Consider the following 17,259-nt stretch of genomic DNA (forward strand, 5'->3'; position numbering starts at 1 on the left):
TGCTGGCCACGGCAACCAATGGTAGATCACTGCGGGAAGGATTACCCATGCACTTCGTGATTATGGGCTGCGGCCGAGTCGGGGCGTCCCTGGCCAAAGCCCTCGATGCGAATGGGCACTCCGTCGCAGTCGTCGACCGGAATCCCGACGCGTTCCTCAAGCTCGGTCGGGATTTCAGCGGCTCGACGATCACGGGGGTCGGATTCGACCGTGAGACCCTGTCCCAGGCGAAGACCGCCGAAGCCTTCGCCTTCGCCGCCGTCTCGAGCGGTGACAATTCGAATATCCTCGCCGCGCGTGTCGCTCGCGAAACCTTCGGCGTGAGCAATGTCGCCGCCCGCATCTACGACCCGAACAGGGCGCAGGTCTTCGAACGGCTCGGCATCCCCACCGTGCCCACCGTGCGGTGGACGGCCGAGCAGGTGATGCGCAAGCTCGTCCCGCAGGGGTCGATCACCGAATACCGTGACCCCTCGGGCAGACTCGTCCTGGCGGAGGTGCATCTGGATCCTGGCTGGGTGGCGCGTCCGATCAAGGAGATCGAAACACGGACCAAGGCGCGGGTCGCCTATGTCACCCGTCTGTCCGAGGGCATCGTCGCCCATGATGATCTGCTCCTCCAGGACGGAGATCTCGTTCATCTCATGGCTCCGGTCGACCGCCTCGGCGAGATCGAACGGATCCTCGATCAGCCCGTGCGAACCGTGGAGGAAGAAGAATGAGAGTCATCATCGCCGGTGCCGGTTCCGTCGGACGCTCGGTGGCCAGGGAGCTGCTGGACAAGGACCATACGGTCCTCCTCATCGATCAGAGCAAGGAGGCGCTGGGGCATGAGCGCATTCCGGGCGCCGAATGGCTGCTCTCCGATGCGTGCGAGCTCGCCGGTCTCGCCGAGGCGGGGCTGGAGGAGGCCGATGTCGTCGTGGCCGCGACAGGAGATGACAAGACCAACCTCGTGCTCTCCCTGCTGGCGAAGACCGAGTTCGGGGTGCCGCGGACCGTCTCGCGCGTGAACAACCCGAAGAACGAATGGCTCTTCGACGACAACTGGGGCGTCGATGTCGCCGTGTCGACTCCGCGCCTGATGACCGCACTCGTGGAGGAAGCAGTGGAGGTCGGCGGACTGGTCCACCTCATGAGCTTCGAACGCGGTCAGGCAGGGCTGCTCGAGTTCACCGTGCACGAGAACGCCGAGCTCGTGGCCGAGCGCGTCGGCGGGATCACCTTCCCGCTCGATACCGTGCTGGTGGCGATCATCCGCAATTCGCGGGCGTTCGCCCCGAGTGCCGATGACGTCATCGAAGCCGGAGACGAACTGTTCTTCCTCTCCTCCCCCGATCAGGAGTCGGCGCTGCTCGCGCTGCTGCAGGAGACCGCGACAGCCGACGAGAACACCGAGGGCTGAGGCGGCTCAGTCATCCGCGAGCGTCCGCGACGACTCGGCGGTGGAGACCGTCTGGTGGCTGCAGACCGGTCAGTCCTCGGAGTCGTCGCGCGTCTGCACGAGTTCGTAGACGGGATTGTGTGCGGTGAGCACTCCGTCCTTTCCGCAGAATCGTCCTTCCAAGACGATCAGGGATCCGGGACGGATGCCGCTGATCTCGCGACGTCCGAGGAATTGGGCGCGGGCTTCGCCGGTGCCGTCGGCCACGGTGACATCGAGCCTGGGACTGTCGGCGCTGCATGACTGGGTCGTCGCCGAGACGACTCCGGCGATGCGTGAGGTCTTTCGCGCCTCTAACTCTTCGACCGGGATGACGCCGGGAATCTGACTGACCAGGCGCAGATCGGCCCGAGCCTCGGCCTCACGGGATCCGAACTCGCGCACGAGGCGGGGAATGAGGTTCCGCATCGCCGCTCAGCGGACCTCTGTGATCTCGGGCCCGCGTTCGAAGGGGTTGAGCTCGTCTTCGTGCTTCTCCTCCGTCTCGCCCTGGTCGACCTGCGGGGCGGTCAGGGCGATGAGCTCGCGGGGAGCCATGGCCTCCTGACCGCGGTCGACGACGACTCCGCGGAAGAGTGCGGAGAGTTCGGCTCGCACCTCGTCATCGGTCACGGCCTTGCCGGAGAACACGGCGCGGACGAACCAGCGTGGTCCGTCGATGCCGGCGAAGCGCATGGCGCGTTTGCCGGGACGGCCGGATTCCGTCTTCGCCGGAACTTCGATGGCCAGTTCCCTGCCGAGCGAGGTGTGCAGCTCGGTCGATTCCCCGCCCTGTTTGGTCACGGACTCGGCGAGCTGACTGCGCACCGTGTTCCACAGGCCCTCGGACCGTGGTGTCGCGAACGCCTGCAACTGGATGCCTCCGCCGTCGTGGATGAGAGTCACTGCCAGCACGCGCTGAGAATCATCGTCCGTGTCCAGACGCACCTGCATTCCGTCGACGACGGGCACCTTGAGTGCGCCGAGGTCGAGGCGGTCATGTTCCGGATACTCCTCGGAGATGTCGAACGGGCCGTTGTCGGACCGGTCGAAGGGTGCTGACTTCTCCAGCAGCGCCTCTTCCTCGTCGATGTCGTCGGACTCGGCCGCGTCGTCGGACTCGGCCGCGTCGATATCGGCGTCTTCGTCTGCGCTGTCGACAGCCTCGGTGTCGGTGTCGGCGTCCTGGGCGTCGAGCTCATCGTCGTCGGTGAGTTCGTCGTCGGTACGGACGTCGTCATCGGTCGTCGGTGTGGATTTCTTGAACCGGGAGAACAGTCCCATGAGTCCTCACTTCTCCTTTTCGCTGAGGCCGGCGTCGATTCCGCCGGTGGATCCGAATCCCCCGGCGCCGCGGGCGCTGTCATCAAGGGATTCGACGATGTCGAAGTCGGCGTGGGCGATCGCTTGGATCACGAGTTGGGCGATGCGGTCGCCGCGGACGACGCGCAGCGGGGTCTTCGCATCGAGGTTGATCAGCGGCACCTTGATCTCGCCGCGGTATCCGGCGTCGATGGTGCCAGGAGCGTTGACGACGGTGACCCCGTGCTTGCTCGACAGCCCCGAACGCGGGTGGACGAAGGCCGCATAGCCCTCCGGCAGGGCGATCGCGATTCCGGTCGGCACGACACGGCGTTCGAAGGGTTCGAGGACGAAGTCGATCGTCGAACGCAGGTCCGCCCCGGCGTCGCCCGCATGCGCGTAGGCGGGTGCGCTCATGCCCGCGTCGAGGAGCTGGAGGTTGATCTTCACGGTTTCCGTCACAAAGAAGCACTCTAACGCTCCAGCCTGAGCGTGGCCAAACTTCTCGCTATGGGACAATGGCCCCATGGCAGCAACTCAATCCGGAACCCATGTGGTCTTTCAGGAGAAGGTCCGTCCCTCGATCGGCATGTGGATCCTCGTCGTGGTGGCCGCATTGTCGACGGCGCTCATGGTCATGCCCGTCTGGCAGCTCGGCACCGTCATCCTTCCCGTCATCAGCTTCATCCTCTTCGCCTGGTGGCTCAACTCGCTGACGCTGTCGATCATCGTCACCGAACGTCAGCTGTTCGTGGGCGAAGCGCATATCGACCGCAGGTTCGTCCCTCGCGCGGTCGCCTTCGACGGCGAGGAGGCCCGCCGGGCCCGCGGTGTCGATCTCGATGCGCGCGCTTTCCTCAAGATCCGCCCGTGGGCGAAGTCCGTCGTCCGCATCGATCTCGACGATGATACGGACCCCACCCCGTACTGGCTCGTCTCATCACGGCGCCCCCACGAACTCGCAGCCGCCCTCACCCCCTAACCCCGCCCCTTATTGCTACCTGACGGCGGCGCAGCAACCTCGCGCGAGGTTGCTGCGCCGCCGTCAGGTAGCAATTGGAGAAGAAGAACGGACCGCGACCCAATTGAGGGCGCGGTCCGTTTTCGAGAAGAGAAGCGATTCAGCCTGCACAGTCCGTGCAGATGGGGATCCCGCCCTCTTCCGTCGCAAGCTGCGAACGATGGCGGACCAAGAAGCACTCCATGCAGGTGAACTCATCGTTCTGCTTGGGCAGGACCCGAACGGAGAGCTCTTCGTTCGACAGGTCCGCACCCGGAAGTTCGAAGCCTTCGGCTACTGCAGTCTCGTCTTCGTCGATCTTGCTCGCCTGAGCCTGGGAACGCTGGGCCTTGAGCTGCTCGATCGAATCGCTTTTGATCTCATCGTCTTGCTTGCGAGGTGCGTCGTAGTCTGTTGCCATATGGCCTCATCGCTCTCTGTCCGGAGGGGGTGCCGAAGAGGAACTATTCTCCTCTTCCGAGATGTGTCCCCAGCATTGTGCACTGTATGCTTGCCGTTGGCAAGATGGAATGAACACCGGATGCGGTGATTCTCGTCACCAGCTTGTCTGCATGGACAGAGCACACATAGAGTTCACGAAGAGCTCTGCAAGAATGCTTGTGATGGACAGCACCGACAGCACTGCCTGTCGGTAGATTACCGGGTTCGTCCCCTGTGGAGGCGGCCCGAGGAAGGACGGATCCACAATGAGTGAATTCGCTGATCAGCTCGACACCCGAATCGATGATGTCCGTCATCGCATTCACGAGGCCCGGTCTGCCGGTGACGACTTCCTCGTCGAAAACCTCATCGACGACCTGCAGAACCTCATGGAACTGGCCGGTCGCAACGATGTCGACACCGGTCCCATCGCCGAGGTGATCCAGGCCGAGACAGGTGCCCTGCCGGTCATCCCGGCCCCCGAGGATAACTGAGAGAACATCGAGAGAAAGAGCCCTCCCTCACCGATTCGGTGAGGGAGGGCTCTTTCGGCTCCGGGCCTCAGTTCGCCATGGCCCAGTTCGGATAGGTCGCGCGTTCGATGCGACCGCGGCAGCAGGCGATGCTGCAGGCTCCGCTGCCGGGCACCAGGGCCTTCGTCCCGGGCAGGGCCGGAGCGTCGATGTCATCTCCGCGCAGCTGAGCGATACGCTCCTCCACGAGATCGACGAGGCCCTTGACGAAGGCGTCGTGGGTGCCCACAGTCGCCACTCGGGTGAAGTCGAGCCCGAGCTCTGCGGCGGTCTCCTTCGCCTCGGTGTCGAGGTCGAAGGCGACCTCCATATGATCGGAGATGAAGCCGATGGGCACGAGCACGACACCGGTCACCCCCTCCTCGGCGAGTTCGGTCATCCGGTCGTTGACATCGGGTTCGAGCCACGGCACCTCGGGCGAGCCCGAACGCGAACAGTAGACGAGTTCGGCCGGAACACGATCGGCCTGATCGATGCGCCCCACGAGATGGTCGATGAGCTCTTCGTGCTGGGCACGGTAGCCGTTGGTCGTCACCTCGGAGGCGTCCTGCATGACGTTGGGGATCGAGTGGGTGACGAAGAGGATCCGGTGCTTGGCCGAGTCCATCTGTCCGACCTTGCTCCGGAAGTCGGTGAGTCCTTCGTTCAGACAGTCCGCGCAAGCGTCGGCGTAGCCGGGGTGGTTGTAGAACTGACGGATCTTGTCGATCGAGACGGTGAGGCCCTCGTCCTTGAGCGTGTCGATCGTCTTCGCGAAGTCCTCACGGTACTGACGGCACGACGAGTAGGACGAGTAGGCGGAGGTGTCGATCGAGAGGAACCGTGTGGCACCGTCCTTCGCCAGGGTGCGGACCTCATCGGTGAGATAGGGGTCCCAGTTGCGGTTTCCCCAGATCAGCGGAGTCTCGATCCCGCGACGATCGAGTTCGTCGCGCAGCGCGGCCAGCAGCGCCTTGTTCTGATCATTGATCGGAGACTTCCCTCCGAAGCCGAAATAGTGCTCCCCCACCTCCTCGAGCCGCTCCTCGGGAATCCCGCGGCCGGCGGTGACGTTGCGAAGGAATGGAACCACTTCTTCTGGGGCCTCCGGTCCGCCGAATGACATGAGGACCAGGGCGTCGATGGGTGCAGTCGTTTTCACGGTTTCGATCTTACAGACTGCACCTCAACTCGGCCCGCTGTCCACAGAGTGAGCCGTGCCCACTCACGGTGCAGACCGGATCGGGTCGGACCACGCCTGCCGTGCCGCTGTCAACTGTTCAGGCCCCGGGTTCACGCCCGACTCAACCGTGGCCGGTCTCACAGTCTCCCTCTGCCGGCGGTCGATCCGGCCTGTGATTTCGCGACTCGCGCGGAAATCTGCCCGGCGCGACGCGCCGAACGTGACACGATCTTCAAGAGACGCGACAAAGGAGCTTAAGGCAATGCGTGAACTGATCTTGAACGGAGTCAACGCAGACGGCACTCATCTGCTGTTGAACGACGAGAACGGGCTTCAGTACCGAGTCGTCCTCGATGAGGCTCTCATCGCCGCGGTCCGCAGGGACCGCTCCCAGTCCAAGCCCGAGGCTCCCGTGCGCCCGAAGGAGATCCAGGCCATGATCCGCGGCGGCATGGACGCCGAAGAGGTCGTGGCCACCACCGGAGCCGATCTCGAATATGTGCGCACCTACGTAGGTCCGGCGATGGCCGAACGCGAACGCACCGCCTACCTCGCCAGCCGTCATCCCATCTATTCCGACCACGATCCCAACGGTGAGCCGACTCCGCTCATCGAGCTGTGCCAGGAACGTCTGGCGATGCGTGATGTCGATATCGAGACGATGGAATGGGATTCCTGGAAGCAGCAGGACGGCAACTGGTACATCCAGCTCAGCTTCACTGCCGCTGATCGAGTCCGCACCGCCAGCTGGCACTACTACCGCCGATCGCTGACCCCGATCGACGACGAGGCGAAGTGGCTCGCCGATTCCGGCCCCACCGACACCGGACCGATCCCGAACTACGGCAGCGGTGCGGAGCGTCAGAGGAGCACCGAGGAGGTCGATGTCCTCCCGCGCACCGATCAGTCGTCCGCGTCGATCGCCGCGGACGGACCGGTCCGCCCCACCGCCGGTTCGGCTCCGTCGCAGCAGGCCCGCGATCACCAAGCTGAGACCGGCCGGATTCTGGAGAACCTGCGCAAGCGTCGCCACACCGAGGAGGAGCCGCGGACCCGTCTGCGTGCGGTCACCGAGGATCCCGAGACTCACCCGCAGGGGGCGCACACCGCTCCCGGTCAGCCCGAAGCCGCCGCCGATGACGAGGTCTTCGCCTTCGAGGATGCGGCTGCCTCTGCCGAGGAACCGCAGGAGCCGACTGAGAAGGTCGGTGTCTTCGATGATGAGAATCAGCTCTCGCTGCTCAATGAGCCCGGGGTGAGCGATCACTCCGATGATTTCAAGGACTCTGCGTCGGCGAAGGACTCGAAGCCGAAGTCGAAGAAGAATTCGCGAGCCTCGATCCCGAGCTGGGACGAGATCATGTTCGGGTCGAAGCGGGACTGACCTCAGACTCTCGAGTGTTCGCCCTCGGGATCGCGTGAGCCGAGGTCCGCTGCACCCGGTTCGACTGTGCCGAGGTCGACGACCTCATCGCCATCCGCGATCAGTCGCCTGTCGTGAGTGACCATGACGACCGTGCGATCGCGGAGGTTCTCGCGCAGGTCGTCGATGAGCAGCCGTGCCGTCTCATCGTCCAAGTGTGCCGTCGGCTCGTCGAGGACGATCACGTCGGCACCGGTCAGCAGGGTTCTGGCCACCGCCAATCGCTGGCGCTGACCACCGGAGATCTCCGTACCGTGATCGCCGACCCACCGGTCGAGCCCCGCGGCGTCGGCCCAGTCGCCCAACCCTGCCGCTCTCAGCGCGATGGCCATCTCGTCGTCTCCGGGCACCGTCTGCCTCGCCAGGGCGAGATTGCCGCGCACGGTGGATCGGAAGACATGTGCTTCCTGCGGGCACCAGGCGATGCGGCCGACCAGGTCCGCTGGTGAGCGTGTGAGCATATCGTGGCCGACCCCGGTCCGGTCACAGGCACGGTAGCTTCCGGACCAGGGGTCGAGGAACCGCAGGAGCACGCTCAGGCTCGTCGTCTTTCCGGTTCCGCTGTCGCCGCACAGCACGGTCCACCGTCCGCGTTCGGCTCGCAGGCCGAGCCCTGCGACGACCGCCCGGTCGTCCCATCCGACGGTGATCTCATCGAATTCGAGGGCGTCGACACCGACGAGCTCGGCCGCGGGGTCACAGTGGCGGGACGAATCGTCGATCTCTTCGGCCGTCGTTCCGGCGGCAGGAGCTGTTCTCTCGGCGTCGGGTCCCGACACCTCCGCTTCGCGGGCCTCCGCATTGTCTGAATCGGGCAGACAGTCCAGTGCCGATCCCAGGGCGGGAAGTTGGCGGAATGCCTCGAGCGCCGAGGCGAACACTTCGCCCAGTCCCAGCGCCATGAGCGAGAGCACGGCGACGATCTCGGTCGGAGCGTCCGTGGACACCGCCAGGATGACTGCGGTGGCGAAGGTGCTCAGCTGCAGCCACAGTTGGGCAAGGCCGAAATTGCGGGCGGACGCCTTCTGCTTCGCTGCGAGATCGTGTTCGAGCTCCGCCAACTGGCCGATCACCTCAGTGTCGACCCGGTTCGTACGCAGATCGTCCTTCGCGTTGAGAGCGCGCGTGAGTGCGGACAGGATCTGATTGCGCCCCTCCCGGATTCCGTGCGCCAAGCGGCTCTCTGCCCGTATCACGATGATCGGGACGATGATGAGGTTGACGGCGCCCAGCAGGACGAGCCAGACCAGAGACTCCACGTGGAGAAGTGCCGCCGTGATGCTCACACCCATGACGACCAGGACGGAGACGAGAGGCGGGAACAGAGTCCGGGGCACCAAGTCGCGGACGTCATCGGCGTCAGCGACCATGGCGCGCAGCGCCGAGTCCGAGGTGAGCAGACGCCGATCACTCATGCCCACACGCTCGAAGTGCTCCCACAGTCGGGTGCGCAGTCGCGTGAGGGCGGCGAAGATCGCCGAATGCAGCTTCAGTCGGCTGGCATAGAGGAGCACGGACCGGCTGAGCCCGAAGAAGCGCACGCCGACGATGGCGACCATGAGCAGCATGATGGGCGGCTGGTAGGAGGCTTCGACGATGAGCCATGCAGAGACCGCGGTCAAGGCGATGGCCGCGAGACTGGACGCGCACGCGGTCAGGGCGGCCACCAGCATGGTCGGGGTGAAGAGCGGAAGACTCGAGTTCAGAACAGACCACCGCCGGCGCAGTGCCGCTGTCCGGGCTTCGGTTCCCGTCCGTGCTTGTGTGCCCGACTGCCGCTCGGCATCGGTTCGGTCTCGCGACTGCGGCTTCGCACGCGTCCGATCTCGCTGCCCGCTGCCCGAACCCAGCAGACTTTTCGGACCGGAGTCGTCCCTGGTCTGTGTAGCGGGAGCCTCCGCAGCGGAGCTCCACCGCTGACCTGCGGCTGCGGTCTCCGCCGCAGCCGCCGACTCCGCCGCCGTCGCCGACTCCGCAGTCTCGGCCCCGTCGATTCGTGATTTCTCCGGGCGGATCTCGGTGTCGGCCAGGGCGCGAACCCGTACGTCATGGCTGGCGAGGACCACCCGGTTGGTGGCGGCCGCCTCGGCGATCATGGCGATGACGATGTCGGCATTGTCGGCATCGAGGTGGGCGGTGGGTTCGTCGAGGACGAGCAGCCCGCCCCCATCACCGAGGCGGTGCCGCACACGCAACAGCGCCAGCCGGCGCTGCTGGCCGGGGCTCAGCGCCGCAGTCTGCACCCGCAGATCGGTGGGCAGCCCCGCGGCGAACAGGGCCGACCGCGCTCTGTCCTCGTCGAGTCCGAAGAGGGCGAGTTCGGCACCGATGGTCTCGGCGAACATCCGTGGAGCCTGCGGCACATAGGCTGCAGCAACGGGAACGACAGTGGAGTGCGCATCGGCCGGCAGGCTGCCGACCAGCGCACCGAGCACAGTGGTCTTGCCTGTCCCCGACCGGCCGCTGATCGTCGTCACGCCCGGCTGAGCGTCAATGGCGCCCGACCAGGTGATGAGCGTGCCGTCGGCATAGAGAACGCGCTGCTCACCCGGCCGACCGGTGGTGTTGAGCGCATGTCCCCGGTCGGCCGTCGCCTCAGCGGCAGCCGTCGCCTCGGTGGCAGCGGCCGTCGTCGGTCGGCTGGCTGCCGTCTGAGTCTCTGATATCAGCGCCTGGGCTCTCCCCCGCGCTTCGCGACCGTTCTCGCTCGCGTGGTAGCCGGCGCCGAGCTCCCGCAGAGGAATGAAGCATTCGGGCGCGATGAGCAGGACCAGCAGGCCGTCGCCCAGGTCCATCGTCCCGTTGACCAGGCGCAGACCGATGACCACGGCGACGAGTGCCACCGAGATCGTGGCGATGAGCTCGAGCGCCAGACTCGAGAGGAACGCGATGCGCAGCGTCGACAGGTTCGCCGCATGGTAGCGCTGCCCCAGTTCCCGCAGCCGAGCCGCATGATCACGTGAACGCCCGAGGCCGATGAGCGCGGGAAGCCCTTCGGCGAGTTCGGCCAGATGATCCGACAGCCGCTCCAGAGCCGCCAGCGTCGCCGAGGTCGACTCCGCCGTATAACGGCCGATGAGCACCATGAACACCGGAACCAGCGGCAGACATACCGCGATGATGACCGCGGAGAGGACGTCGCTGAAGACGATGCGCACCAGCAGGACGATGGGCACCACGGCGGCCGCGGTCAGGGCCGGCACCACCGTGGTGAAGTAGTCATCGAGATCGTCGATTCCGCGGGTGACCGTGACCGCCGCATTCGTCCGCGGGCGTCCCCGCCCGCGAAGCAGACCCGAAAGGATCGAGCGACGCAGACCCTGTTTCGATTCAGCGGCCAAGGTGGTGCCCAAACTGCGGTCGAGCCAGAGACCGCCGCCGCGCAGCAGTGCACCGAGGGCGCCGAGGAACACCCACACCCCGGGTACGCTGTGGCCGATGATGGCGCGCACCAGCGCTTCGGCGATGAGGACGATCCCCACCGCCCGACACAGGGCGGAGAACACCGAGAGTGCCAGCCCCCGCCGACCGGTCGGCAGTTCGAGCAGGATCGACAGGGGCGAGCTCACGATCGGATCGCCACCGGCAGCTTGTGCGCTTCGGGGATGTGGGTCTCGGCGATGCGGCCGAGGAACATCCGGTAGCTGAAGATCTGGTAGGCGATGATGATCGGCAGGATCACGATCGTCACGATGAGCATGACGTTCAGGGTGTAGTCCGACGACGAGGCTGCACCGATCGTCAGCGAGTTCGACGGGTCGAGCGTCGAGGGCAGAACGTTCGGGAAGGCACCGGAGAAGACCGCTGCCAGTCCTGCGATGAGATAGATCCCGTGCAGAATGAACGCTCTCTTCTCGGCTCCGGCGCGCACCGCGAAGTACGCGGCGATGAGCGCGGCAATCGCAATGAGCACCGGAACGACGAGCCAGGTCCGCTGAGTGATCGAGGAGGCGAACCAGATGAGGAACGGGATCGCCGCCGGCAGCATGATCCTCCCGGCCCAGCGCCGCGACCGTGCCCGGACTTCGCCCTGGGTCTTGAGTCCGAGGAAGATGAGCCCGTGGGCCAGGGAGAAGCCGAGTCCGCCGAGGCCGCCGACGAGCGCCGGCCACGACATCCAGGCGAAGGGGCCGCCGACCATATCGCCGTGATCATTGAGCGGCAGCCCGATGGTCGTCAGCGCCAGCATCGCTCCGATGCAGACGGCAGTTCCGGCCGAGCCCACGGCCACGGCCCAGGTCCAGAAGGACTTCCACCGCTGCGAGTGCCCCTTGCCGCGGTATTCGATGGCCACGGCGCGGAAGATCAGTGCGAGCAGGCAGATCGTCAGGGGAATGTAGAGCGCGGAGAACAGTGAGGCGTACCAGTGCGGGAAGGCGGCGAACATCGCTCCGGCCGCGGTGATCAGCCAGACTTCGTTGCCCTCCCAGACCGGGCCGATCGAGTTGAGCAGAACGCGTTTGCTGCGTTCGCTGCGACTGAGGAAGGGCATCATCATGCCCACACCGAGGTCGAAGCCGTCGAGGAAGAGGTATCCCATCCAGAGCACGACGATGAGGACGAACCAGATTGTGGCGAGGATTTCCATCGTGACCTTCCCTCAGTACGCGAACGACAGGACGTCGTCGCCGTTGTCGGTGATCGTGGGCTTCGTATTCGTCTGGTCGAGTTCGGGCATCGCCGAGGCGACTCCGCCCTTGACGTACTTCGTGATCAGTCGCAGTTCGACGACCATCAGAATTCCGTAGACGGTGGCCAGGCTGATCAGTGAGAACAGCAGCATTGCCGGTGTCACCTCGGGTGACAGCGCCGCTTGGGTGTACATATACACCCCGTCGAGCTGGGCCGGGTTCGGGGCCACGACGAAGGGCTGACGGCCCATCTCGGTGAAGATCCATCCGGCCGAGTTCGCGAGGAACGGTGTCGTGATGGCCAGGACGAAGCCGCGGCTGAGCCACTTGGACTCGGGCACCGTGCCCTTGCGGGCCAGCCACAGTCCGATGACGCAGACCCCGGCGGCCAGGGCGCCGAAGCCGATCATCATCCGGAAGCCCCAGTAGGTGACGATCATGATCGGCTGGTAGTCGATCGGTTCGCCGGCGTGTTCGCCGTAGCGCGGGTCGTCGGGGATGTGGGTGCCATAGCGCTCCTGGTATTCGGGCAGCAGCGTCGTCACACCGTGGACGGGGGTGTCGAAGTCCCCATTGGCCAGGAACGACAGCAGACCGGGGATCTCGAAGATGTTCTCCACGCCGTCGCAGTCATTCGACGAGGGGTCGGCGATCGTGAGAACGGAGAATTGGGTGCCGTCGTGGCAGGCCGCCTCGGCGGAGGCCATCTTCATGGGCTGCTGCTCGAACATCAGCTTGGCTTGGACGTCACCGGTGATCGAGACGCCGGCGAAGGCGAGGACACCGACGATCGCACCGATGCGCAGGGACTTGATCCACACCGCATGGTCTGTCTTGTCCCGTCCGGGAATCTTCTTCGAGGAACCGACGATGACCTTGCCGTCGGCTCCGACGGTGTCGATTCCGTCCTTGCGCCGGTGGTAGAGGTGGTACCACGAGATGCCGAGGAGGAAGGAACCGCCGACGGCCAGGGCGCCGAAGATCGTGTGCGTGAAGGCGGCGATGGCGGTGTTGTTGCCGAGCACCGCCCAGACGTCGGTCATCACCGGCCGGCCGTCGACCATCTCGACGCCGACGGGATGCTGCATCCAGGAGTTCGCGACGATGATGAAATAGGCCGAGACCCACGTGCCGATGACGGCCAGCCACAGCGAACCGAGGTGGACCGCCCGCGGCAGTCTGCCCCAGCCGAAGATCCACAAGCCGAGGAACGTCGATTCGAGGAAGAAGGCCAGCAGGGCCTCCAACGCCAGAGGTGCGCCGAAGACGTCGCCGACGAAGCGGGAGTATTCGCTCCACGCCATGCCGAACTGGAATTCCTGGACCAGGCCGGTGGCCACTCCCATGATGAAGTTGATGAGGAAGAGCTTGCCGAAGAACTTCGTGCTCCGCAGATACACCTCGTTGCCGGTGCGGTGGTAGATCGTCTGCAGGATCGCCACGAGCATGCCCAGCCCCAGGGTCAACGGCACCATCCAGAAGTGGTAGACCGTTGTGATTCCGAATTGCCACCGTCCGATGAGGACCGGGTCCAGCTCCATGGGTGCTCCATTCAGGTTTCACGCGAGCAGCGTTTCTACGTCACGTAGAATTCTACAGTTCGTAGAAACGCCGCTGTCACGGTTTCATCATTCAAGACTCCCGGTTCCAATTATGCGCTGGGGCACGTTCGCCTGGCCAGGGCCGCAACTGGGCCGAAGATCAGGTGTCTGTGTGGAATTCGACAGACTGTAGAGATATACTGGGGCGATCAGACCGACAAAGAAATTGAGGGCGAAAGAACTGTGGGAACACTGGGTGAACTCGAACGCAGCGTCATGGACGCCATCTGGGTCCACGATGACGGGCTGAGTGCCGCCGAGCTCCGCGAAGTCCTCTCGGACCGCGAGCTCGCGCTGACGACGGTCCATACGGTTCTGTCTCGGCTCGAGAAGAAGGGATTCGTCACTCGCGATCGCAGCATCCGTCCGCACCGCTACATCGCGGTCTCGACCCGTGAGGATCACGTGGCGGAGCTGATGACCGAGATGCTGTCTCAGGCACCGGATCGTCAGGCTGTGCTCGCCCGCTTCCTCGGCACCGTCTCGGAGGCCGACACCAAGGCGCTGCGCAATCTGCTCGGGCGCAATCACTCGACGCAGTCCTGACCCAGGCCGGTCACCTCAATGACCATCGTGGGAATCATTCTGGCCGTGCTGGCTTTTCTGCTGGCATGGCCTGTTCCTGCGGCACTTGCTCGTTTCCGCGGTGATCCGATCTCCGAGGTCGTCCTGTGGCAGGCCGTCGGACTCTCGGGTGGCCTGTCGCTCATCGGCGCCGCTCTCGCTTTCGCCGTCGCCCCGGGCACGACGAGTCTCCCCCAGGGACTCTTCGATCTCATGCGGGGCAAGGACCACACCCAGCTGTCGCTCCTGGCGTGGATCTTCCTCGTCATCGCCGTAGTCCTCATCGCTCGGCTGCTCGGCTGTCTGGTCCTCACGTTCTATTCGGCGCGGAAGACCCGCCTGCGCCACGACGAGATCCTCCATCTGCTCAGCGAACCGTCGATCGCCTACCCTGACACCCGCATCATCACCACCGATGAAGCCGTCGCCTACTGTCTGCCCAAGGGGCCGCGGAAGGGCACCGCGGTCCTGTCCACCGGTCTGCTCAAGGCCCTCGACGAGGACGAACGCACCGCCGTCATCGCCCATGAGCGGGCCCATCTGGATTTCCGGCACGATGTGCTCGTCATCCCCTTTGCCGCATGGCATCGGGCCCTGCCGTACTTCTCGGCCACGGCCATCGGGCTGAATTCGGTGAATCGACTCATCGAGCTCATGGCCGATGATCAGGCGCGTGACCATGTCGATCCGCAGATCCTGGCCCGGGCGGTCAGCTCAGCCGCAGCGATCAGTCCCGAGCATCGCAGCGACCTGTCCGCTCAGCGCATCCTGCGCCTGTCACGCCCCTTGGATCCGGCGCGGATCCCCGTGCGCCTGATGTCGATCGGGCTGGCAGTTCTGCTTCTGCTCCTGCCGACCCTGCTCATCGTCACGCCCTCGGCATTCGGCATCTGAGCCCGGGCCGGCGTTCGGCCCGGGCTCAGATGAGTCGGTGCTGACTCAGCATCGGTGCTGACTCGGTCGTTACTCTCAGCTGTCGATGCGTTCGGCATCGAGGACGGCGGCGCCGGAGACGATGAACTCCTTGCGCGGTCCGACCGATGATCCCATGAGGAGTTCGAAGGTGTTCTCCGCCATCTCGGCATCGGCCATCGTCACCCGACGCAGGGTGCGCATGCTCGGGTCCATGGTCGTCTCGGCCAGCTGGTCGGCGTCCATCTCGCCGAGACCCTTGTACCGCTGGATCGGTTCCTTATAGGCCTTCTTCTGCTTCTCGAGCTTCTTCAGCAGAGCATGGAGCTCGGTTTCGGTGTAGGTGTAGACGATGTCATTGGGCGTTCCGCGCTTCGTCACGACCTCGACTCGGTGCAGCGGCGGCACGGCGGCGAAGACGCGACCGGCCTCGACCAGCGGCTTCATGTACCGGAAGAACAGAGTCAGCAGCAGGGTGCGGATATGCGCGCCGTCGACATCGGCGTCGGTCATGATGACGACGCGCCCGTAGCGGGCGGCGTCGATATCGAAGCTGCGTCCCGAACCGGCGCCGATGACCTGGATGAGCGCCGAACATTCGACGTTGGCGAGCATGTCGGCCAAGGTCGCCTTCTGGACGTTGAGGATCTTCCCGCGGATGGGGAACAGGGCCTGATGATCGGAGTTGCGGGCGGCCTTCGCCGTGCCCATCGCCGAGTCGCCCTCGACGATGAACAGCTCCGTGTTCTCCACTCCGTTGTCGCGGCAGTCGTAGAGCTTCGCCGGCAGCGAGGAGGCTTCCAACGCGGTCTTGCGTCGCTGGTTCTCCTTGTGGGTGCGGGCAGAGATGCGCGATTTCATCTCGGCCACGACCTTCTCCATGAGCACAGCTGCCTGCTGCTTCTCCGCGCGCTTGGTCGACGCGAGCACCTCGCCGAGCTGGGTCTCGACGGTCTTGGCCACGATCTGGCGCACCGCGGCGGTGCCGAGGACCTCCTTCGTCTGCCCCTCGAACTGGGGTTCGGCCAGCTGCACGGTGACGACGGCGGTGATGCCGGCGAGCACATCGTCCTTCTCGAGTTTGTCCTTGCCGACCTTGAGTTTGCGCGCGTTAGCGTCGACGGCCTTGCGCATCGCCTTCAGGCAGGCCTGCTCGAACCCGGCGAGGTGGGTGCCGCCCTGCGGGGTGGCGACCACGTTGACGAAGGACTTCAGCTTCGTGTCGTAACCGGTCCCCCAGCGCAGAGCGATATCGACGCCGACCTCCCGTTCGACTTCCTTGGATTCGAGGTGACCCGAGGAGTTGAGGACCGGGACGGTCTCCTTGAAGGTGCCGGTGTTCTGCAGACGCCAGGTGTCGGTGATCGGGGGGTCGATGGAGAGATGGTCGACGAATTCGGTGATTCCGCCGTCGAACTTGAAGACCTCTTCGCGCTCCTCGATGACGGCGCCGGTCTCGTCACGGACGACACCACGCCGGTCGACGATGCGCAGTTCGAGTCCGGGAACGAGGAAGGCGGTCTGACGAGCACGTTCGACCAGATGCGGGTAGTCGAACTGGGCCTTGGACAGGAAGATCTGCGGATCCGCCCAATACTGGACACGGGTGCCGGTGGCTCCGCGCTTGGCCTTGCCGACGATGTCGAGGCCGGTCGGTTCCTGGAAGGCTTCGAAGGGGTTGTCCGGGCTCGGGGTGCCGGAGGAGTCGTCGAAGCGTCCGGGAACGCCTCGGCGGAAGGACATCTTGTGCACCTTCGATCCGCGGGTGACCTCGACGTCGAGGCGAGCGGACAGGGCGTTGACGACCGAGGCGCCGACTCCGTGCAGTCCGCCCGAAGCGGCGTAGGACGTGCCGCCGAACTTGCCGCCGGCGTGGAGTTTGGTCATGACGACCTCGACGCCGGTCAGCCCGGTCTTCGGTTCGATGTCGACGGGGATGCCGCGGCCCTTGTCGGTGACCGCCACCGAGCCGTCGGCGGCGAGCTCGATGAGGATCTCGGATCCGTATCCGCCGAGGGCCTCGTCGACGGAATTGTCGATGACCTCCCACAGGCAGTGCATGAGACCGCGGGAGTCGGTCGTGCCGATGTACATGCCGGGTCGCTTGCGTACCGCTTCAAGACCGGACAGGACGGACAGGTGCCTGGCGCCGTAGCTTTCGTCTTCCACACAATTCCTCTCGTTCGATTAAATTCTAATCGCTGCGCGCGCAGGACCCTATTCTCTGCGGCTCGTGTCGGGAATCCATCCGGACGAGCTCGACCATG

At 65.0% G+C, this 17,259-nt stretch carries 16 protein-coding genes; 7 read left to right on the top strand and 9 right to left on the bottom strand.

Going from position 1 to position 17,259, the window contains the following annotated elements:
• Nucleotides 1-47 precede the first annotated feature (47 nt).
• Together HF684_RS10695 and HF684_RS10700 are read left to right on the top strand one after the other, a co-directional pair.
• A complete protein-coding gene (locus HF684_RS10695; protein ID WP_169252449.1) occupies nt 48-722 on the top strand; it encodes a TrkA family potassium uptake protein in 675 nt (224 codons plus the stop codon).
• On the top strand, nt 719-1,405 hold the full coding sequence (locus tag HF684_RS10700) for a TrkA family potassium uptake protein (protein ID WP_169252450.1): 687 nt from the start codon (nt 719-721) through the stop codon (nt 1,403-1,405). Before HF684_RS10695 ends, HF684_RS10700 begins: the two co-directional genes overlap by 4 nt.
• Before the next feature lie 69 nt (nt 1,406-1,474).
• Here the strand turns inward: HF684_RS10700 and HF684_RS10705 are convergent, their stop codons facing one another.
• Genes HF684_RS10705 through dut form a run of 3 tightly spaced genes read right to left on the bottom strand, consistent with a single transcriptional unit; the run spans nt 1,475 to nt 3,187 of the window.
• Entirely contained in the window at nt 1,475-1,852 is a 378-nt protein-coding gene (locus HF684_RS10705; protein ID WP_169252451.1) for an OB-fold nucleic acid binding domain-containing protein, read from the bottom strand.
• Nucleotides 1,853-1,858: 6 nt separating this feature from the next.
• The gene (locus HF684_RS10710) at nt 1,859-2,707 is read right to left on the bottom strand and encodes a DUF3710 domain-containing protein (RefSeq protein WP_169252452.1); all 849 of its coding nucleotides are present in this window, start codon (nt 2,705-2,707) and stop codon (nt 1,859-1,861) included.
• Between the two features lie 6 nt (nt 2,708-2,713).
• The gene (gene dut / locus HF684_RS10715) at nt 2,714-3,187 is read right to left on the bottom strand and encodes a dUTP diphosphatase (protein ID WP_211167981.1); all 474 of its coding nucleotides are present in this window, start codon (nt 3,185-3,187) and stop codon (nt 2,714-2,716) included.
• Between the two features lie 64 nt (nt 3,188-3,251).
• Between dut and HF684_RS10720 the strand changes: the two genes are divergently transcribed.
• Nucleotides 3,252-3,707 carry a DUF3093 domain-containing protein gene (locus HF684_RS10720; RefSeq protein WP_169252453.1) on the top strand — a complete coding sequence of 152 codons (456 nt, stop codon included), beginning with the start codon at nt 3,252-3,254 and terminating at the stop codon, nt 3,705-3,707.
• A gap of 139 nt (nt 3,708-3,846) precedes the next feature.
• Here the strand turns inward: HF684_RS10720 and HF684_RS10725 are convergent, their stop codons facing one another.
• Nucleotides 3,847-4,146 carry a DUF4193 domain-containing protein gene (locus HF684_RS10725; protein ID WP_039210296.1) on the bottom strand — a complete coding sequence of 100 codons (300 nt, stop codon included), beginning with the start codon at nt 4,144-4,146 and terminating at the stop codon, nt 3,847-3,849.
• A 286-nt stretch (nt 4,147-4,432) separates the two neighbouring features.
• Here HF684_RS10725 and HF684_RS10730 point away from each other — a divergent pair, with 286 nt between their 5' ends.
• Nucleotides 4,433-4,660 carry a hypothetical protein gene (locus HF684_RS10730; protein WP_169252454.1) on the top strand — a complete coding sequence of 76 codons (228 nt, stop codon included), beginning with the start codon at nt 4,433-4,435 and terminating at the stop codon, nt 4,658-4,660.
• 67 nt (nt 4,661-4,727) lie between these two features.
• On the opposite strand, the gene HF684_RS10735 is transcribed toward HF684_RS10730, so the two are convergent.
• Complete coding sequence (locus HF684_RS10735) at nt 4,728-5,840, bottom strand: ferrochelatase (RefSeq protein ID WP_169252455.1); 1,113 nt, start codon at nt 5,838-5,840, stop codon at nt 4,728-4,730.
• A gap of 283 nt (nt 5,841-6,123) precedes the next feature.
• Between HF684_RS10735 and sepH the strand changes: the two genes are divergently transcribed.
• A complete protein-coding gene (gene sepH / locus HF684_RS10740) occupies nt 6,124-7,245 on the top strand; it encodes a septation protein SepH (RefSeq protein WP_169252456.1) in 1,122 nt (373 codons plus the stop codon).
• 2 nt (nt 7,246-7,247) lie between these two features.
• On the opposite strand, the gene cydC is transcribed toward sepH, so the two are convergent.
• The 3 genes from cydC to HF684_RS10755 are packed head-to-tail and all read right to left on the bottom strand — an operon-like array spanning nt 7,248 to nt 13,456.
• Nucleotides 7,248-10,853 carry a thiol reductant ABC exporter subunit CydC gene (cydC, locus tag HF684_RS10745; RefSeq protein WP_169252457.1) on the bottom strand — a complete coding sequence of 1,202 codons (3,606 nt, stop codon included), beginning with the start codon at nt 10,851-10,853 and terminating at the stop codon, nt 7,248-7,250.
• Nucleotides 10,850-11,872, bottom strand: coding sequence for a cytochrome d ubiquinol oxidase subunit II (gene cydB, locus HF684_RS10750; RefSeq protein ID WP_169252458.1), 1,023 nt, complete (start codon nt 11,870-11,872; stop codon nt 10,850-10,852). Before cydB ends, cydC begins: the two co-directional genes overlap by 4 nt.
• 12 nt (nt 11,873-11,884) lie before the next feature.
• On the bottom strand, nt 11,885-13,456 hold the full coding sequence (locus HF684_RS10755; protein ID WP_248278882.1) for a cytochrome ubiquinol oxidase subunit I: 1,572 nt from the start codon (nt 13,454-13,456) through the stop codon (nt 11,885-11,887).
• Between the two features lie 243 nt (nt 13,457-13,699).
• Between HF684_RS10755 and HF684_RS10760 the strand changes: the two genes are divergently transcribed.
• Both HF684_RS10760 and HF684_RS10765 read left to right on the top strand, forming a co-directional pair.
• Nucleotides 13,700-14,062 carry a BlaI/MecI/CopY family transcriptional regulator gene (locus tag HF684_RS10760; protein WP_039210305.1) on the top strand — a complete coding sequence of 121 codons (363 nt, stop codon included), beginning with the start codon at nt 13,700-13,702 and terminating at the stop codon, nt 14,060-14,062.
• Nucleotides 14,063-14,080: 18 nt separating this feature from the next.
• Entirely contained in the window at nt 14,081-14,974 is an 894-nt protein-coding gene (locus HF684_RS10765; protein ID WP_169252459.1) for a M56 family metallopeptidase, read from the top strand.
• Nucleotides 14,975-15,049: 75 nt separating this feature from the next.
• Here the strand turns inward: HF684_RS10765 and HF684_RS10770 are convergent, their stop codons facing one another.
• Nucleotides 15,050-17,161: a DNA topoisomerase IV subunit B gene (locus HF684_RS10770; RefSeq protein ID WP_169252460.1), complete on the bottom strand. Its 2,112-nt coding sequence runs from the start codon at nt 17,159-17,161 to the stop codon at nt 15,050-15,052.
• Nucleotides 17,162-17,259: the final 98 nt, after the last annotated feature.

The organism is Brevibacterium sp. 'Marine', assembly GCF_012844365.1.
In the GTDB taxonomy this organism is placed as follows: Bacteria; Actinomycetota; Actinomycetes; order Actinomycetales; family Brevibacteriaceae; genus Brevibacterium.